This is a genomic window from Plantactinospora mayteni, assembly GCF_016862935.1.
In the GTDB taxonomy this organism is placed as follows: domain Bacteria; phylum Actinomycetota; class Actinomycetes; order Mycobacteriales; family Micromonosporaceae; genus Plantactinospora; species Plantactinospora mayteni.
Window position 1 is genome coordinate 39,648 of sequence record NZ_BONX01000069.1, and the last position, 16,733, is coordinate 56,380.

Annotated in this window: 12 protein-coding genes; 1 reads left to right on the forward strand and 11 read right to left on the reverse strand. The window is 68.7% G+C overall.

Going from position 1 to position 16,733, the window contains the following annotated elements:
• Window positions 1-59: 59 nt before the first annotated feature.
• From Pma05_RS39410 to Pma05_RS39435, 6 genes are all read right to left on the reverse strand, one after another.
• Window positions 60-5,948, reverse strand: a complete 5,889-nt coding sequence (locus Pma05_RS39410) for an RHS repeat domain-containing protein (RefSeq protein WP_203862642.1) — start codon at window positions 5,946-5,948, stop codon at window positions 60-62.
• 430 nt (window positions 5,949-6,378) lie between these two features.
• Window positions 6,379-6,585 carry a hypothetical protein gene (locus tag Pma05_RS39415; protein ID WP_203862643.1) on the reverse strand — a complete coding sequence of 69 codons (207 nt, stop codon included), beginning with the start codon at window positions 6,583-6,585 and terminating at the stop codon, window positions 6,379-6,381.
• A 358-nt stretch (window positions 6,586-6,943) separates the two neighbouring features.
• A complete protein-coding gene (locus Pma05_RS39420) occupies window positions 6,944-7,498 on the reverse strand; it encodes a hypothetical protein (protein ID WP_203862644.1) in 555 nt (184 codons plus the stop codon).
• 374 nt (window positions 7,499-7,872) lie between these two features.
• Entirely contained in the window at window positions 7,873-8,262 is a 390-nt protein-coding gene (locus Pma05_RS39425) for a hypothetical protein (protein ID WP_203862645.1), read from the reverse strand.
• A gap of 253 nt (window positions 8,263-8,515) precedes the next feature.
• The gene (locus tag Pma05_RS39430) at window positions 8,516-9,835 is read right to left on the reverse strand and encodes a hypothetical protein (RefSeq protein ID WP_203862646.1); all 1,320 of its coding nucleotides are present in this window, start codon (window positions 9,833-9,835) and stop codon (window positions 8,516-8,518) included.
• Between the two features lie 839 nt (window positions 9,836-10,674).
• A complete protein-coding gene (locus Pma05_RS39435; protein ID WP_203862647.1) occupies window positions 10,675-13,545 on the reverse strand; it encodes an AfsR/SARP family transcriptional regulator in 2,871 nt (956 codons plus the stop codon).
• Between the two features lie 126 nt (window positions 13,546-13,671).
• Between Pma05_RS39435 and Pma05_RS39440 the strand changes: the two genes are divergently transcribed.
• Window positions 13,672-14,004 (forward strand): hypothetical protein, encoded by a 333-nt coding sequence (locus Pma05_RS39440; protein ID WP_203862648.1) that lies wholly within the window; start codon window positions 13,672-13,674, stop codon window positions 14,002-14,004.
• Here Pma05_RS39440 and Pma05_RS39445 read toward each other — a convergent pair.
• The 5 genes from Pma05_RS39445 to Pma05_RS39460 form a co-directional block, all read right to left on the reverse strand.
• The gene (locus Pma05_RS39445) at window positions 13,986-14,561 is read right to left on the reverse strand and encodes a dihydrofolate reductase family protein (protein WP_203862649.1); all 576 of its coding nucleotides are present in this window, start codon (window positions 14,559-14,561) and stop codon (window positions 13,986-13,988) included. The genes Pma05_RS39440 and Pma05_RS39445 overlap by 19 nt on opposite strands.
• Before the next feature lie 322 nt (window positions 14,562-14,883).
• The gene (locus Pma05_RS43670) at window positions 14,884-15,012 is read right to left on the reverse strand and encodes a hypothetical protein (protein ID WP_275414819.1); all 129 of its coding nucleotides are present in this window, start codon (window positions 15,010-15,012) and stop codon (window positions 14,884-14,886) included.
• 197 nt (window positions 15,013-15,209) lie between these two features.
• Window positions 15,210-15,926 (reverse strand): hypothetical protein, encoded by a 717-nt coding sequence (locus tag Pma05_RS39450; RefSeq protein WP_203862650.1) that lies wholly within the window; start codon window positions 15,924-15,926, stop codon window positions 15,210-15,212.
• A gap of 52 nt (window positions 15,927-15,978) precedes the next feature.
• Window positions 15,979-16,311, reverse strand: a complete 333-nt coding sequence (locus tag Pma05_RS39455; RefSeq protein WP_203862651.1) for a hypothetical protein — start codon at window positions 16,309-16,311, stop codon at window positions 15,979-15,981.
• A 50-nt stretch (window positions 16,312-16,361) separates the two neighbouring features.
• Window positions 16,362-16,733, reverse strand: a 372-nt coding sequence (locus tag Pma05_RS39460) for a hypothetical protein (RefSeq protein WP_203862652.1), incomplete at its 5' end; no start/stop codon positions are given.

The window sequence follows — 16,733 nt, forward strand, 5'->3', positions numbered from 1 at the left end:
TTCAGTAAACCTCACCAGTGCACCCATCGCCGGCGCCCGGAGGGCATGGGCAATCGACGTCAGTCGGCGCAGAAAAGACCGTTATTGGTTGAGTAGTAGACCGAGGGGACTTGTTTGCCCCACGTGATCTTGAAGCATTTATTTTGCGCCTTGGCCCTGTTTATGTTTGCGCTCATGACGGCCCAATTCAGGCCGACCACAAAGGCACATCCCCCCTTAATAGCCTGATGAGGTACTGGTAGCATTGAGCACCCATAGGCCGCCCCGAGGCTTGCGCCGTTGAGCCACTCCGGGTGATCAGCCAGCCAGCGTGTGTTGTTGCGAGAGATGTACGCGCTGCAGGTGAATATTCCGCAGTTTGTAGTGAAGCCGACGCGCTTCAATTCCTCTTTCGGTAAAACAATGAGTGGTTTTCTATCCCGCTTTGGCAACCGGCCACAGCCCTTGCGGGTGCTCCAGCAGACCGTCATGCGGTCGGACCTCTGGTAGTTCCTCCGGTAGATCCGCGCCTCACGGCGTTCGTACTTCCTGGCGAGACCGAGATAGAAGTTTCTCTTCTTCTTGTTCTTGGTGCTGTACGCCTGCCGGGCGAGCCCGGCGTCGCGGGTGGGGCAGTCTCCCGGTCGGCAACTGGCCAGACCGCTGGGGTCGGTCAGGGTCGCAGGATTGTTGTTGCCGTACGCGTAGGCGTTCTGGCTGGTCGGATCGTCGGGGAGTAGCAGCGGGTCAGGGCTGGTGAGTTTGCCGATCGACGGGTCGTGTTCGCGGTTGTCGAGGGCGACCAGTTTGGTGACGGGGTCCTCCACCTTGCCGAGGTAGCCGCGGTCGGTGGCGGTGATGTCGTCGCCGCCGCGCTGGGCCCCGTACGGCAGGTAGCGCTGCCGGGCCACGGGACCGACCACCGCCACGTCCGTTGGTGCGGCGGCCGGGGTGCCGGTGCCGGCGTCGATGGCGAGTTGGACGCTGTCCTGTGGGTCGGTCAGCAACCATTTGACTCCACCGGACGTACGCATCGCGGCGAGTTCCCCGCCCAGCCGGTAGAAGCGGGTGGCCGACACACTGGTGGTGAACGCCAGCTCCATGCCGTCCAGATAGACAGTGACTCCACCAGGGGCACGACGGATCAACCGCGCCCCGTCGGCATCGTTGACGTACGACGTGGTCGATCCGGCCGTGGTCGACGAGGCGAGCTTGCCGAATTCGTCGTACGTCGAGGTGGTGGTCGCCCCGCCGACGCTGCGCAGGGTTTGTGCGCCGTTGGCGTTGTAGGCATACGTGTCGGCGCCGACCGAGGTGACCGCCTGTGGCCGGACCGAGTTGGCACCCGAGGCGGGATAGGTGTACGCCTTCGTGGCGCTGCCGTCGGCGACCGAGGTGATGTTGCCGGTCGCGTCGTGGCGGTACTCCAGCTTGAAAGGATCAGGTCCGAGGCCGTCAGCACCGGCGACACCGCCGGAACAGTTGGCAGCGGTGGTGGTCCACGCGGCGGTCAGCCGCACGAGGGGGTCGTAGGTGTAACACTCCGACTGGCCGGTGATGCTGTCGGCGACCCGTAGCACGTTTCCGGCGGCGTCATACGTGTAGGCGTCGTCCTGCACGGTGCTCCGGGTCGCGGCGTCCGCACCGGCGGTGGTGGCCAGGCCGGTAAGTCGCCGGTCGCCGGTCTCCTCATAGCTGTGGGTACGGCGGACCTCGCCGGTCGTCCCGTAGTCCCGGTTGGCCAACTGCCCGGATCCGTTGTATTCGCTGGCCTTGACGTAGGTGCCCAGGTTGCTGGTGAGCGCGCTGGGCGCCCCGGTCGCGGTGTAGGTCTGGTGCACGGTCTCGGCGGGCAGGCCGCCGACTTCCGGATAGGTGGTGTCGGTGAGGTGGTCGGCACGGTCGTAGCCGTAACTGAAGTCGTACGTGGCGACCGGCCCGCCTTCGTTCGCCGGTACCTTCCAGCGCCGGCCGGTGACCCGGTACCGCGGGTCGTAGTCGGTCACCTCGGTCTTGTACTCGGCTCCGTTCAGATAGCGGGTCGTGCTGGCGAGTTGGCCCTTCGCGCCAGCGACCGTGTCGTAGGTCCACTCGGCGAGCTTCGTGCCGCTCTGCTCCTCCCCGGACCAGACGACCCGGCGGCGGCCCAGCGGGTCATAGCTGTACGTGATCTTCTGACCCCGGGCGTCCACCGTGGATCTGATCCGACCGGCGGCGTCGTACGTGGTGGTCGACGCGCCGGCGTTCGGGTCCTTGGCGGTCTTCCGGCGGCCCTGCCAGTCGTACGTGTAGCTGATGACGTTGCCGGCCGGGTCGGTGAGCGAGGCCAGCTCACCTCCGGGGGTGTGGCTGTACGTCGTCGTCGGTAGTCCCGGTCGCGGCATCGACACCCCGGCCGGCACGTTCTGCTGGATCTGCACCGTCCGGTCGAAGGCGTCCTGCCAGGTGGCGGTCCGGCCACCGACCGGTGGGGTGACGATGGTGCCGTTTCCGTAGTTCTCCGTCGTCGTCCGCGCCTTGACCGAGCCAAGGCCGTAGAGGGTGGATGTGACCTCCCGTTCCAGCGCGTCGTACTCCTTCTCGGTCCAGGACGGAATCGCCGAGGTCGCCGGGTTGAGCAGCAGACCGGCGTTGTCACCGGGAGCGGTGCTGTTCCACATCGGTGCGGAGCTGCCCCTGGTGAGGCCGCGGTCGTCGTAGGTGGTGACGGCAACGGTCCGGCCGGACCCGCTCGGCGCGGCGGACTGCACCTCCCGGGCACGCCCCAGCCCGTCGTGGTAGGTGTGGCTGGTCAGCCAGGTGGCGCTGCTTCCGGCGAGGGCTTGCAACTGCTTGGCCGTCACCACTGTCGGTTTGGTCGGCTGGCCGGTGCCGGTGAAGGTGATCCGGTAGCTGAACTCATACGAGGGGGTGCCGGTGTCGGGTTGCTCGGTGGGCAGCCACACCTTTCGCAGCCGGCCGAGCCCATCGTGGGCATAGCTGGTGGTCAGCTCGTTGGCGTCGACCGTCTTTTCGTCCACGTCGTCGAAGGCCGGGGACGGGACGGTGGTGGTGCCGAATCCCGCCGGGTCGGTGACCGTGATCCCGCCGGTCGGGAAGCCGGTCGCCGGGCTGTAGGCGGTCTTCGTGACGCCGTCGGAGTCGGTCTCGGTGAGTTCGCGGCCGTAGCCGTCGTAACTGTTGCGCACGACGGTGAATGCGGCCTCTTCGGTGTAGGACCGGACCTCGGTCGGGTTGCCGTCGGTCGGCTCGTTGACGCCGTTGCCGGGTCCGGCCGCGTTGTCGTACAGGGTCACGGTCCGGTCGATGACCGGGCCCGTGCACCGCATGCTCGCCCCGTCCGGGTCGCCGGCGTGCGCCTCCTCCCGCTCGACGAGGTCGAGCAGCCATTGGCCGTCCGCGGTGTTCTGGGCATACTCGATCTCGGTACAGACCGAGTCGGCGACGCCGGTCTCCCCGAAGTCGGTCTTCCGGGTCGGTAGCCCGCCGTTGGCGACCGTGTAGCCGTCGGACAGTTCCGACGTCTCCCGCCAGCTACCGTCGCCGCGCCGGTCCCGCGCGTACGTGTACGCCTCGCGGACCATCCGTACGTCGTGTGGCCCGGGCCCGTCGGCGATGATCCCGGAGTCCCAGTAGGTGTGCCGCTCGGACGCCAACTCGGTCTCGGTGCCGTCGGTGTTGCGCCGGAACCGCTGCTCCTGCACCATCAGGCCGGCGAACTGCGGGTCGTCCGGCCATGCCGTCTGGCCGGAGTAGTCCTTGACCGTCTCCGTCCGCTTGGCGCCGGAGCCGAGCAGGTCACCGTTCATGCCGCGGAAGTAGCGGCTCTCGGTGACGGTCTGCCGGTCCGCGCCGCCGCCGCCCTCGGTGACCCGTACCGTCTGGTAGCCCCGCCAGTCGGTCCAGTCCATGTCGGCCGGAGCGGTCAGCAACTCGTCGTCGCGGTGCCAGGCCGGATACTGTACGAGGTCGTCGACGCCGTACTCGTAGCTCGTGGTCATCGTCGGCGAGCCACCGACCAGGTCCACCTCCTCGATCTTCGTGACCACGTACTTGTGGAAGACGCCCTTGGTCAGGCTGGTCGCGCCCTCGGGTTTGAACCGGACCCGGAAACACTCGTACCGGTTCTGGTCCCAGGTCATGCCGGCCTCCCAGCCGGCGTTCTCACCACCCGCCGGGCAGGTGGCGGCCGTCGAGCCATGTTCGTAGCGGACCTTGGTCTCAGCGCCGAGCCCGTTGCGGACCACCGACACCCGCCGCATCTGCAGCCGCTGTGCCGCCGTCGTGTAGTCCTGCCGGTTGTCCAGGAAGACCCCGTCGAACTCGACCGGCGGCAGCGTCACCGGCTCGGTGCCCCACACGCCGGTCTGCTGGATGCTGTTGAGCCACAGGGAGCGACTGCTGCTGTCCGGCGTGGGAGGGAACGCGTACCGCGGCTGCCACCGGGTGACCTCCTGCCAGGCCCGCGTCCCGGCGTCCCAGACCTTCGCCGAGATCGAGTCCAGCCGGCTGGTGAGGAAGAACGACGGTGCCACCTTGCCGCACGAGGCACCGTCCGCGCAGATCAGGTCCACCGGCACATCCGGGTAGTAGGCCGACGCGGAGGCGGTGACCGGAGGGCAGGTCGCGGCCGGATCGGTCACCCGCTGGGTGCAGCGCAGCGCCGGGGTGAAGTCCACCTGGGCCGCCGCCTGCTGCCCCTCCTGCATCCCGTACTCGACCCGGTCGAGGTAGCCGCCCCGGTCGTACCGGTACGTGGCCCCACCATTGGCCTGCTTGTAGTTGTTGGTCTCCTTCGTCCAGTAGACCGCGGTCACGTTTTCGTTCGCGTCGACGACCTTGTCCAGGTTCCACCGCCAACTCTGCCGGCACGGCACCGGCGCGGTCCCGTGGCACGGCTCCCCCGCATCGTCGCCGACCACCGGCACTGTCCAGTTCGAGTCCGCGCGATAGCCGAAGGTGTGCTGCTCACCGTCGGGCGTCGACACCACCCAGTACTCGCCGGTGTTGTCGGCGTTCGTCCCGCCGTACCTGTGCTCCACCCGCCAACCCCGGTCGTCACGCATCCGGTAACTGTCTTTCCCAGTCCTGATCAACTCGGTCGTCACCCCGTCGAGCGACATCACGAACGCGGCGCCATCCTCGTCGTTCGAGTACGGCGACGACCAGCACATATCCGCGTGATACGGATCGCCGTCCTCGACACAGGACTTGTACTGCCGCTCGATGAACCCGAGCCCCAAACCCCAGCCCAGCCCGACCCAGGACGCCTGGTTGTTCGTCGCCGAGGTACGCCCGTCCACCGACGACGAGTCGTACCCGAACGCCAGCTCGGGAGCGTCGCCCGAGATCGACGGCGGCACGGTCAGCGGGTACGACTGGGTGAAACTGCCCGACTGCGGCCCGACCACCCACTTCCCGGACGGCAGCAGGCTGGTCGCCCGGTAGTCGCCCGTACCCATACCCGACGCCGCCGTGCCCAACAGGTAGACGCCCGTCAAGGTGCTGTCCACCTCGGCCGACACGCGCCCCGCCGCCAGGTCGTTGTGGGCGGCTTCCACCGGTGTCGCCGCGCCGGCACAGCCCCGCGTCGTACAGGCGACCCGCATCAGGCGCAGCCGATCGGCGAAGTTCCCGCCGTACGCGTACCGGAAGCCCGAATAGTCGATGTCGACGCGGACCCTTCCGGCACCACCCTCGGTCCGGGCGAGCCGGAACGCCAACCCGACCCCGCCCAGCGCTCCGGTCGCGGCCTGGTCCAGCGTCTCCACCCGAACCCTGGCCGGCGCGTCACCACTCCGCCCCGCCGACACCTCGATCGGCGCCGTCCCGACCCGCACCGGCCGTCCAGGAACGAGCGCGACCTCCGCCGCACCGGCCTCCGGCCAGCGGACGGCCGGCAGTACCTCGGCCGAACCACTCTCCGGATCCGGCACCCTCTCCGGCGCCGGCAACGGCCGACCCGGCACCGAACGCTCCCCCACCCGGTCGGCTGGTGCAGCGGTCGCGGGCACACCCGCCACCACCAAGCCAGCGACGACGAGCGCAGACACGGCTAGCCCGGCTAGCCACCGACGGGCTACCCACAACGATGTACGCATGGTCCTTACCCCCTCACACCTCGGCCCGCGACATCCGGGACGCTGCCATGGCTCATGCACAGCTGCCGGATGCCCGCCGCAGCAATCTCGGTGGCTGCTTCGTCGTCCTAATTGCCGAGCAGGTCAGAACGCGTATAGCGGCGTATCAGGACCACTGTCGCGGGCCGCTCTGCACCATCGCTTACGTATCGATGACGCCGAACGTCAGCGACGGTTCGCGAGAAGCACCAGGTTCCAGGCTCCCTGCGTCGCCGATTGCAGAGCCAAAGCCAAAGTCGGCAGGTGCGGCCATGCGCCATCACCATCCCTGGTCACCACCAAACGTCGGGCGGGCGGGGATCGACGGGCAGCAGCCAGGCCGGGAAGGCAACCGCCAGAAGCCGTCGGGCTCGCGGGTCATGTCCGCCACGCCCACGCCGTACCTGGCCCAGTCCGGGGTCGGCGACAGGTCGATCTTCTGCCGGGCCCCGGTATGTTCACCGGCCAGCATGTCGAGGCGAACCATCCCGCGTGTCTGCTTCAGACGCCCGGTCGCATCGTGCCCGTGGAACGTCAGAAGGTACCCGCTCCCGTCCTTTTCGATGGTCGCTGTGGCAACAACTCCAGCGTCAACTCCATGTCGCCATTCTCGGAACGGCCTGCTCCTGCTGTCCGAGCTGGGTCAGGGGGCGATCGGCTTCGTGCAGTACTTCACCGGGCTGCTGGTGCTCGCGGTGGGCGCGCACGTGCCCGGCGCCTGCCTGGTCTGGCTCGCCGCCCTCGCCGTGCTCTGGTCCACCCGGCAGCGGTCGCGGCGCCGACGCCCGAGGCCGTCACCGCAGGGCGGTGACGGCCTCGGGCCGGATCGTGCTCGGGTCAGTGGCTCAGAGCCACGGCGCGGCCTGGATGCGGTGCGGCTCCAGCTTGATGTTCAGCCAGATGCCACCGATGACGGTCGAGGCGTCGGCGTCCACGTTCTTCCCGGCCCATTCGCTGGCCTGCTTGCGCAGCTCGGGCCGGTCGGCGAGGAGCACGTCGGCGAAGTTGGCGAAGAAGGTCTTGCAGTAGTTGGAACCGGGCCCGAAGTCGCAGCCCGCGTCGACCGTCCGGACGTGGCTCTCGTCGTCATGCTCGATCGTGACCCTCAGGTTGAGATCATCCTTGCTCGGCTCGCATTCCGTCACCAGCTTGCCGCCGCTGGACGGCTTGGCCTCCGGGTTCGGGGCGCACTTCCACGAGTTCGCCTTCACCAGCCAACCGTCGGCGACCACGGAAACCTTCACCCCGGGCAGGTGCCGCTTGGCCCCGCTGGGAAAGCCATCGGGTACCGGGGGCGGGGCGGCGACGCCGGTGGGCTCGGTGCTCGCCCTGCCGGCGACGGAGCCGCTGATCGCACCCACGAGGAGACCCCCGACGAGCGCCGCGGCGGTCACCAGCACGGCCACGCTCCTTGCCGCGCCGCTGAGCTTCGGTCGCGGGACGAACGGAGCCCGGCCTCCGGGGTACGGCGACCCGGGCTGGCCAGAGGCCCCAGCCGGTTCAGGCTGACCATAGGCCCTGGCCGACCCAGGCTGCCCAAAGGCCCTGGCCGACCCGGGCGGGCCGCTTGGCGGCTGCGGCCCGCCCGGCTGGTACGCCGGCTGCGTTCGGTATGGCGCGGTGGGTTGTGACGCTGGTGCATGCTGTGACGCCGGTGCATACGGCGAGGCCGGTGCGGGTGGCTGCGGGGTGGGCGCCTCGACTGGTTGCCAGGCCGTGCCGTCCCACCAGTACCTGCCGTCCGGGGAGTACTGCGGAGTTGGTGGCTGCGGGTTCATCGCCAGTCCCCCCTGTAGTTGAGTTCGACGAAGGTGCCCCGGTCGGCCTTCACCTGGTAGACGAAGTCGCCGATCGTGGCTTCGGTCGCCTTACCGCCCTCGACCTGCTCGGTGAGCCACTGGCTGATCTCTGCCGTCAGCGTGGGGTCCTCGGAGTACGGCAGCGAGGCGAACCAGCTCAGATAGGGCAGGAGTGTGTCGCTCTGGCGGTCGGTGTCGTGCCAACTCGCGGTGACGTACACCTCGGAGACAAGGTCTTCCGCGACCCCCACGCTCGCCTTGAAGGCGAGCGGCCCGACCCGTAACTCACAGTTCGTGGTGCGCTCGTCGTCCGCGCACGCGTAACCCTGGGCCTTGAGTGTCTCGATGACACTGCTGTGCTTCATCTCGGGAATGCACTCTGACGAGCCGCAGTCCACCGTTCCCCGCGCCCTCTCGTTCCGGCTCGTCGTCACGTACGTGCCGACACCGGCCGCCAGCAGGCCGACCACGGCCGCCGCGGCCGCGACCAGCAGGACCCGTGTCCAGCGATAGCGACCGGGACTCGCTCCGGCCGGCGGATCGCCAGCGGACGGCCGATCGGCGGGGGACGCCGGCGGACCACCGGCGGCGGGGAATCCGGGTGGAATGGTGGTCATCTCAAGCCCCCCTGCGGACGAAACCTGCCCAGCGCTCCATGAAGGCGCCGCCCGACATGCCCAGCACCCGCTGGCAGATGCCGTCGAACGCCGGGGTGGCGGTGAACCCCGAGCCCTCGATGTGCTCGATGATTCTGGCGTAGAACTCCACCGCCGCGTCCCGGCCCTTGGTCTGCTCGGCGTATCGGAAGACCGTCGAACCCAGGGCGTAGTTGAAGGAGATGTCCTTGCCGTAGAACTCCGTCTGATCCGGGGTCCGACCCTTGAACTTGCCGGCGGCCACACCCCTGGCCACCTCACTACGGACGCTGGCCCTGTTGCCCGCGTTGTCGACTCCCTCGGTCCAGGACGCGAAGCCTTCGACCGCCCAGGTCGGAGCGCCGAACAGGGCACCGATGCTGGTCACCACGGTCGCCCGGCTGGTCACCGCGTGGGCCAACTCGTGCCGCACGGTCCGCGCGGGATCCTCCTTGCTCCGCAGGATGTTTCCCAGGTTGACGGCGATCCGGGCCCCGGCGTACTGGCCCTTGTAGACGCTGCCGTCCTTGCGCACGCCGTCCGTGCGGTGCTGGAAGCCGAGGATGGTCTCGATGAAGTCCTCGCCCTTGTCGCTGGCACCGACACTGAACCACTTCTTCAGGTTCTCGGCGTCCTTGGTGAAGAACAGGACATGACCGGGGAAGCGTGTCCGGTCGCCCCAGAGCGCCTCGACCCAGCGCGCCTCGCGCTCGGCCACTGCGGCGTACCGGTCCAGGTCGGAAACGGTGCGATCGGCGGCCAGCCAGACGTTCCCGGCCTGGATCACCTTCAGCGGCCCGAAGTGCCACGGCGAGTCAGCCAGTGGTCCGCTCATGGCGCCATCCGAAGCGTTGCTCAGGTTGGCCCCGGTAATCCCGCCTACCACCAGCTTGCCGTCCTTGCGGACGAGCCGGTACTTGTACGTCTCGCCCGGGGCCACTCCTCCGGGGCCATCGTCCACATCGAGCTGGGCGATCTGGATGATCGGACCGAACTCGGACCCGCCCTCCACGATGTCGGGGAGCATCGCCTTGTTGCTGAGGTAGCGGAACTGCTTGAACTTGAACTGGCGCAGGTTGGCGAAGAGCGCCTTCTCCTGCTCGATCAGCTTGTCGTTGGACTGGTCCAGGTCGGCGAGGAAGGCCGCCTCGTCCTTTGCCTGCAGGGCCTTGGCCCGGCCGTCGAGGATCTCCACCAGACGCTTCTTCTGCGCGTCCTCCTCGGAGGTGTTGTCCGCGCTGGAGATGGTGGGGCGCTCCGGGCCGCCACAGCCGGCGACCAGCAATCCGGCGCCCAGTAACACCGATCGCCTCGACCATCGAGAGCCTGCCGCCACCCCACTCGCGAGGACTTGATCCGACACCGTCCGTACCTCCCCATACCTGCACCCCCGGTCGGATACCACCGCCGCCGAGACGCGCAGAAGCTATCGGCGTGGGCTCAACTTCCGCTTCCGCCGTACTGACGCCGGACGTCAGTGAAGCGGCAGGCTACGGCACCTGGCCGTCGAATGAGTTGCGCCCGAGTATTGTGACCGAGCGCGATAGATGGCCAAGCTGAGCGCGAAAGACGGCCGCGGAGGAAGGGGGCCGCGAGGTGATCGGCCATCCTGATCTGGCTCCCCTTGGCTTCTAGGCCCGGGCTGTATTGGGCGTGGTGCAGTCATTGGGTATTAGACGACGCTGCGGCCGAGGGTTCAACCCGATCGTCAGGGTCGAGTACATCCACCGGCGCCGGTTCTGTTTTTGGGTTGATGGCTGAGGATGAGGATCATGAGGCGGCCCCGAGCACCTCGCCGCAGAACTCAACGGCCGCCCATGCACAACGCTCGGCTGGAACGCCCAGCCGAGCGTTGTGCTAAGCCCATAGCCGTCGCCAGCTGGACCACGTGTTGCAACGATCCCTCGAAACTGTCCACCGTTCCTCTGCTGAGGCCCTGCTTCGTTCGGGCTATGGACAGCCGATGTAACCGATCGACGACGCCTGGTCATTCCAGGCACCTGGTCATTCCAGGCACTCGACCACTTCGAAGGCCGCTCCTGGATCGGCTGGCACCGCCACGTCACCCTCACCACAGCCGCCCAACTGTTCCTCACCCAACTACGGACGGCACACCCAAAGCAGCAGGGACCATTCCGCAGCTCAGTACTGCGAGGCGAGCTTCTTCCGCAGCGGTTCGGCATCGTGGTGGTCGAGTTCGTGCAGGATCTCCAGCGCTGCTCGCCAGACGTCCTGTGCGGCGTCGAGCTGTTCTGCTGCCTGGTGGTTGTCGCCCATCTGGCCGAGTAATTGGGCCAGGTAGTAACGGTCGCCGAGGTCCCGGTACAGGTCGAGGGCCTGCCGGTAGCATCGGTCGGCCTGGTCGTGCTGGCCGAGGTGGTGGTGGGCGCTGGCGAGGTTTGCCCAGGTGCTGGCCTGGCCGCGCCGGTCACCGAGTTCCTGCTGGATGGCGAGCGCCGCCCGGCACTCGCTGATCGCCTCGGTATGGTCTCCGAGCCGCATCTGGTACCAGCCGATCGCGCTGCGGGCGCTGGCCTGCTCCACCAGGTTGTCGCCGCGCCGGACCAGTTCCAGGACCTGTCGGGCGTGGTCCAGGGCCTCCCGGGTCCGGTCCTGCCGGTCCAGGACCGCACCCAGACTGTGCCGCGTGTACGCCTGATACGTCCGGTCGCCGATCCGCTCGAAAAGTTCCAGTGCCCGGCCCAGCCGCCGTTCGGCATCGGTCAGCCGCCCCAGTTGGGCGTACGCCCGGCCCAGCTCGCGGTGGGCGCGGGCCTGCCCGACCGGGTCGGACAGTTCGCGCGCCGCTTCCACGGCGGTGTGCTGGGTGGCGGCCCAGTCGTGCCAGTGCCCCTGCCGGTCGAAGTACTCGGTGAGGGTCCAGGCCAGTTGCCAGGCGTGGCCGGGGAACCCGCTCCTGGCGGCCAGGTCGACTGCGGCGACCAGCGCGGCGTGTTCCCGGGTGAACCAGGTCAGCGCCTGCCGGTGGTCGGTGATCGGTTCCGGATCGACACCCGGGGTCAGGGGCGGCAGTGGCAACGCCTTCTGGTGCGGTCGGAGCAGCCGATCGGCGGCGGCAGCGGTGTGCAGGTAGTGGTCGAGCAGCCGGTGCACCGCCGTACGGCGTACGGTCGGTGGGTCGACGGCCTCGGCCAACTCCGCCGCGTACGCCCGGAGCAGGTCGTGGAAGGTGTACCGACCGGGGACATGCTCGGTGACCAGATGCGCCCGGGTCAGCTCGGCCAGCAGCGGCCGTATCCGGGAAGCCGGCAGATCGGCGAGGCTCGCCGCGGCGGGCAGGGTCAGGTCCGGACCAGGATGCAGCCCCAACAGCCGGAACAGCCGGGCCGCTGACGCGCCGAGGGCCTGGTACGACCAGGAGAAGACCGCCCGTACGTCGGTGCTGTCGGTCCCGTCGCCGATCGCGTCCAGCGTTGCGGGCGCGTGACGGAGTTCGTCGGCCAGCACACCCAACGGGAACCCCGGCTGAGCGGCGGCCCGGGCGGCCACCACGCTCAGCGCGAGTGGCAGTCCGGCGCAGGCCGCGACGATGTCGTCCACGGCATCGGGCTCGGCGGTCACCCGATCCGGGTTGACGCGGCTGGTGAACAGGTCCCGCGCCGCCGCGTCGGGGAGCAGGTCCACCGGCAGCGGGTGGGCGCCAACCGAAGCGGCCAGCCCGGGCAGCCAGTTCCGGCTGGTCACCAGTACCAGGCAGCCCGGCGCGCCCGGGAGCGCTGGACGGACCTGCTGGGTGTCGCGGGCGTTGTCCAGCAGCACCAGTACCCGCCGCCCGTTCAGCACGCTGCGGTACATCGCGGCCTGGTCGTCCAGTCCGGCCGGGATCCGCAGCGGCGGTACGCCGAGCGCGCCGAGGAACCCGCGCAGCGCGTCGGACGGGTCGGTACCGGCCCGGGCGTCGAAGCCGCGGAGATTCGCGTAGAGCTGCCCGTCCGGAAAGCGGTCGGCGATTCGGCGCGCCCAGTGCACGGCGAGCGTGGTCTTGCCGACGCCGGCCGTACCGGACAGCACGACGACCGCGACGGCGCTGGGCTGCCGGTCCGCCGCTGCCAGGATCGCGTCGAGCCGGGCGAGTTCGTCCGTGCGGCCGGCGAAGCCGTACACGTCCAGCGGAAGCTGGGCCGGCACCTCGGCTCGGAGCCGGATCGGGGTCACGGGTCCGGTCGGCGCGGTCGCGGACCCGGCCCCGCCGGTCCCGAATGCAGCCGGCCTGGGCGTCGGTTCGGAAGCACGCGGCTCCGGAGGGTCGAGTTCGCCGCGCAGGATCGTTTGGTGCAGTTCTTGCAGTTCGGCCCCGGGCTCGACGCCCAACTCCCGGACCAGCCGATCCCGGACCCGGGCGAAGACGGCCAGTGCGTCGGCGTGTCGGTCCGCCCGACTCAGCGCGAGCATCAGCTTGCCCGTCAGCCCTTCCCGGTACGGCTGCGTGTCGACCAGCGTCTCCAGTTCCGGCAACACCGCCGAGTGCCGGCCGAGGGCGAGTTCTGCGGCGAGGCACCGCTCCAGCACCTCCCAGCGCTCCTCGTCCAGCCCTCGCGCCTCCGCCCGGACCGCCGACGTGCCGACGTCTGCCAGGGCTCGCCCGCGCCAGACCGCCAACGCCGACCGGAACCGGGTCACCGCCAGATTGCGGTCGCCTTCGGCCAGCGCGGCCCGCCCCTCGCCCACCAGCCGCTGCCACCGGTGCCGGTCAAGGTTGTCCGGGGCTACCCGGAGCAGGTATCCGGTCGGCCTCGTGGCGAGCACCACCGCACCGGACCGGTCCGTCCGACGTAGTACCTGACGGAGGCGGTGTACGTGTGCGTGCAGGGTGGCGCGGGGCTGCGACGGCAGTCGTCCGCCCCACAGCTCGTCGACGAGGTCGTCCACGGCGACGACCCGGCCCACGTTGAGCAGCAACAACGCCAGCAGCGTCCGCTGCTTCGCCGCAGTGACCGCAACCAGGCTCTCACCGTCCCAGACCTCCAGCGGCCCGAGGATCCGAAACTCCATGCTCCTCCTGAAGCAGCTGCTGACGTCCGACCCGATCGATATGTGAGCGGAAGTGCAGGCTAACCCGCAACAGCGACATCCACCCGTTGCAGCCGCCCCTTCCCTTATCTCATCATCAACAGCGACTTGTCAGTCAGGAAGCGGCAGGTCATACCCCTCGATCCGACCACCGACGATCCCCCGCTCGCCGAGGCATTTCCCGCCCCCCGGCTGGACACGACCGTCGCACGCACGCCGACAGTGACCGAGGGCATGGGTGGCTCCGGCTGCAAAGACGACATCGCGATCCACGGCGCCAAAGACGTCTGCCACACCCTCGGCGCCGGCGTCTCCGCCGAGGACACCGAATGCCCGCGCGCCAAACCGGAAGCTGACCGAGCAGCAGGTGACGGGTGTTCGGTGGGGTCGGCCTCTGAACTGGCCGACCCCGGCGGTGCCGGTCAGCGGACGACGTCGTAGAGCATCTTCTGGACTCCGTTGGCGTAGGACTCGCTCTCGATCAGTTTGAGGTTCTGCTTGTCCTTGTCGGCGTCGCTGAACAGCCGCTTGCCCGCGCCGAGCAGGACCGGGTACACCAGCAGGTGGTAGCGGTCGATCAGGTGAGCGTCGGACAGGTCGCGGTTCAGGGTGGCGCTGCCGTGGATGATGATCGGCCCGCCCTCGGTCTCCTTGAGTGCGGCGACGTCGTCCAGTGAACGGAGGATGCTGATCTCGCCCCAGTTGGACACGAGGTCCTTCTCCTGCAGCGTGGTCGACACGACGTACTTCGGCATCGCGTTGTAGGTGGGAAACTCCGTGGTCATACCCGGCCACACCGGTGCGAACAGCTGGTAGCTGAGCCGGCCCAGCATCATGGCCGCGGCCTCGTCCTGCTCGCTTCCCTTGATCTCGTAGACGGCCTCGTCGAACTCGATGTCCTTGAAGGTCCAGCCCGAGTTGCGGTAGCCCGGTTCTCCGCCGGCCGCCTCCACGACGCCGTCGAGCGAGACGAACGCGGTGGCGATCAGGGTACGCATTGGTTGCTCCTTGGTCGGTCTGAGGTGCTGTCGTCAGTACGACGAACGGGGAGCCGCCGAATTCGACACCTCGCGCCGAGAAAGTTCTGCTGCGCCGATCCGTCCGCGTTCTACCCACCCACCCGCGCTGATAATCACCGGATGGGGTCAGGTGCCGGCAACGTCATCCTTACTCCCCGGGCAGGTGAACAGAGCGTCATCCGGGCGTACGCACTCCCGGGCTGATCCCGGCCGCACCGCGCCGCGCGGTTCTCCACCACACGGCCCGGTGCCCGGGTGCCCAATCCACCCGTCACAGCGGTCGCCACGACCACGCCGGTGCTCAGCCGCCGGCGACAACCCGACCGGTCGTACCGGTCGAGGCGTTGCCGGGCAGCCGGCCGCCCCGGGCCAGCGCGTACCCGTCGCACCATAGCGCGTAGCCGCGCCAGATCGGCGGCCTCGGTGTCATCTTCGGGCAGATACCCGTCAAGCAGCCCGTCCAGGGTCCGCAAACTCCCACCCACGTCCGCGACCGAGCGCTCCTGAGTTGGCGCGTCAGGGCGCCGAGGCCGCAGCCCGCGATGTCCCAGCAGCGCCCCCCCGACCGCCGGATATCAAGGCTCTCACCGATTGCCCGGACTGCAAGAACTGATTCGTGCCTGACGCTTACGACGCCGCCAGCGTGGGCCAGTGGCCGCCGGGGTACCGCTCGTACTCCGTGAAAGCCGGGATCTTTTCGATCTGCGCCTTGAGAGTCCGCATCGTCTCCTGTATGTCGATCATGGCCGGAAGGATGATCGACAGGGCGGCCCCGAGCGCCACCACGCCGACGCCGGCGGCCGCGCCCGGTCCGGCGGTGGCGATTGCGACCCCGATCCCGATGATCGCGCCGGCGAGTCCGGCCACCACTTTGATGAACAGGTTGTTGATCGCCCCCCGGGCCTCCTCCAGCACCTCTCGCATGATGCCGGCGGCTTCCCGGAGACCGACCAGCGCAGCTTGGCGGTCCGGCAGGATCGCCTGGTATGCCTTTGCGGCGTCGCCCTTCCAGAAGTCGTCGACCTTGAGCCCGTTCTTACCCGCCGCCTGCGGGCTGGCCGTGATCTCTCCAACCAACAACTCCGCCTGCTTCTTCATGGTCTCCCAGGCGACTCCGACGGCCAACAGCCCGATCGGGCTTCCGGGGTTGGAGACGAGCGGCGTCAACTCGTTGGTAAGTTGCGTCTTCTTCGCGTCGAACTCGGCCATCCTGTTCCTGGCCGAATCCTTCATCGGCCCCGGCCAGGGCAGCTTCATCTTCAGCTCGAACGCCGAGTGGAACCTGTCGCTCCGCGACTCGACCTTGTCCCAGGATTTCCGTGCCGATTCGCCATCCGTACTCATCGTGATATCTCTCTTTCAGTCATGCGGATCGACGCCCTGGGAATACCGAGGTTCACCAGGTGAACTTGTGCCGGGCGGCGGCCCGCTCGTCGCTGTCCTCGTAGTTTCTGGCCGCTTTCAGCAGCTTCTCGCCGACCTCGTCGAAGTCTGCGGAGCCCTCCGTGATCAGCTTGGCGAGCTGCCCCAGCGCCGTATTGTAGGCGGCGGTCAGCCCGGTCACATGGCCGAAGAACGACAACCCCTGGCCGTCGATCCGAATGCTTCCGACGAGACCTGCCATCTCGTTCAGTACATCGGACATGGCGAACCACTTCGTGGCGTCCGCGTTGATCGCCGCGAGATGCGCGGCCGTCGCGTCCTCTCCGCCGCCCGAGTTTCCGGACATCGCTCATCATCCTTTCGGCCCGGTGGGCGCCACCGGCCCCCTCGTGTCGGTCAGCTCGCTGGCGACGCGACGCCCATCAATCGAGTGAGCTGCTCCAGGAAGCCCGCGAGAGCGGGGAGGTCCCGCATCGGGCCCAGCAGCTCGAATGCCTCCCGGACGGCCCGGTCGAGTTGGTCCTGGGCGGCCCGGCAGGCATCCTGGATGCTCGCCGCCACCCGGTCGGCGGAGGCGGTGCCGAGCCAGTACGGATCGGCGTCCAGTCCGGTGATACCTTCGTTGAGGCCGAGTCGCACGACGATCTGGTGGTCCGGGCTGCGCCCCTCGGCGCTGGTGGTCATGATTTCGACCAGCGCTTCCTCCGTCCGGGCAGCGTTCGCCAGCATCTCGTCGATGTCCGTCACGGCGGCGAGTGCCGCCACCGT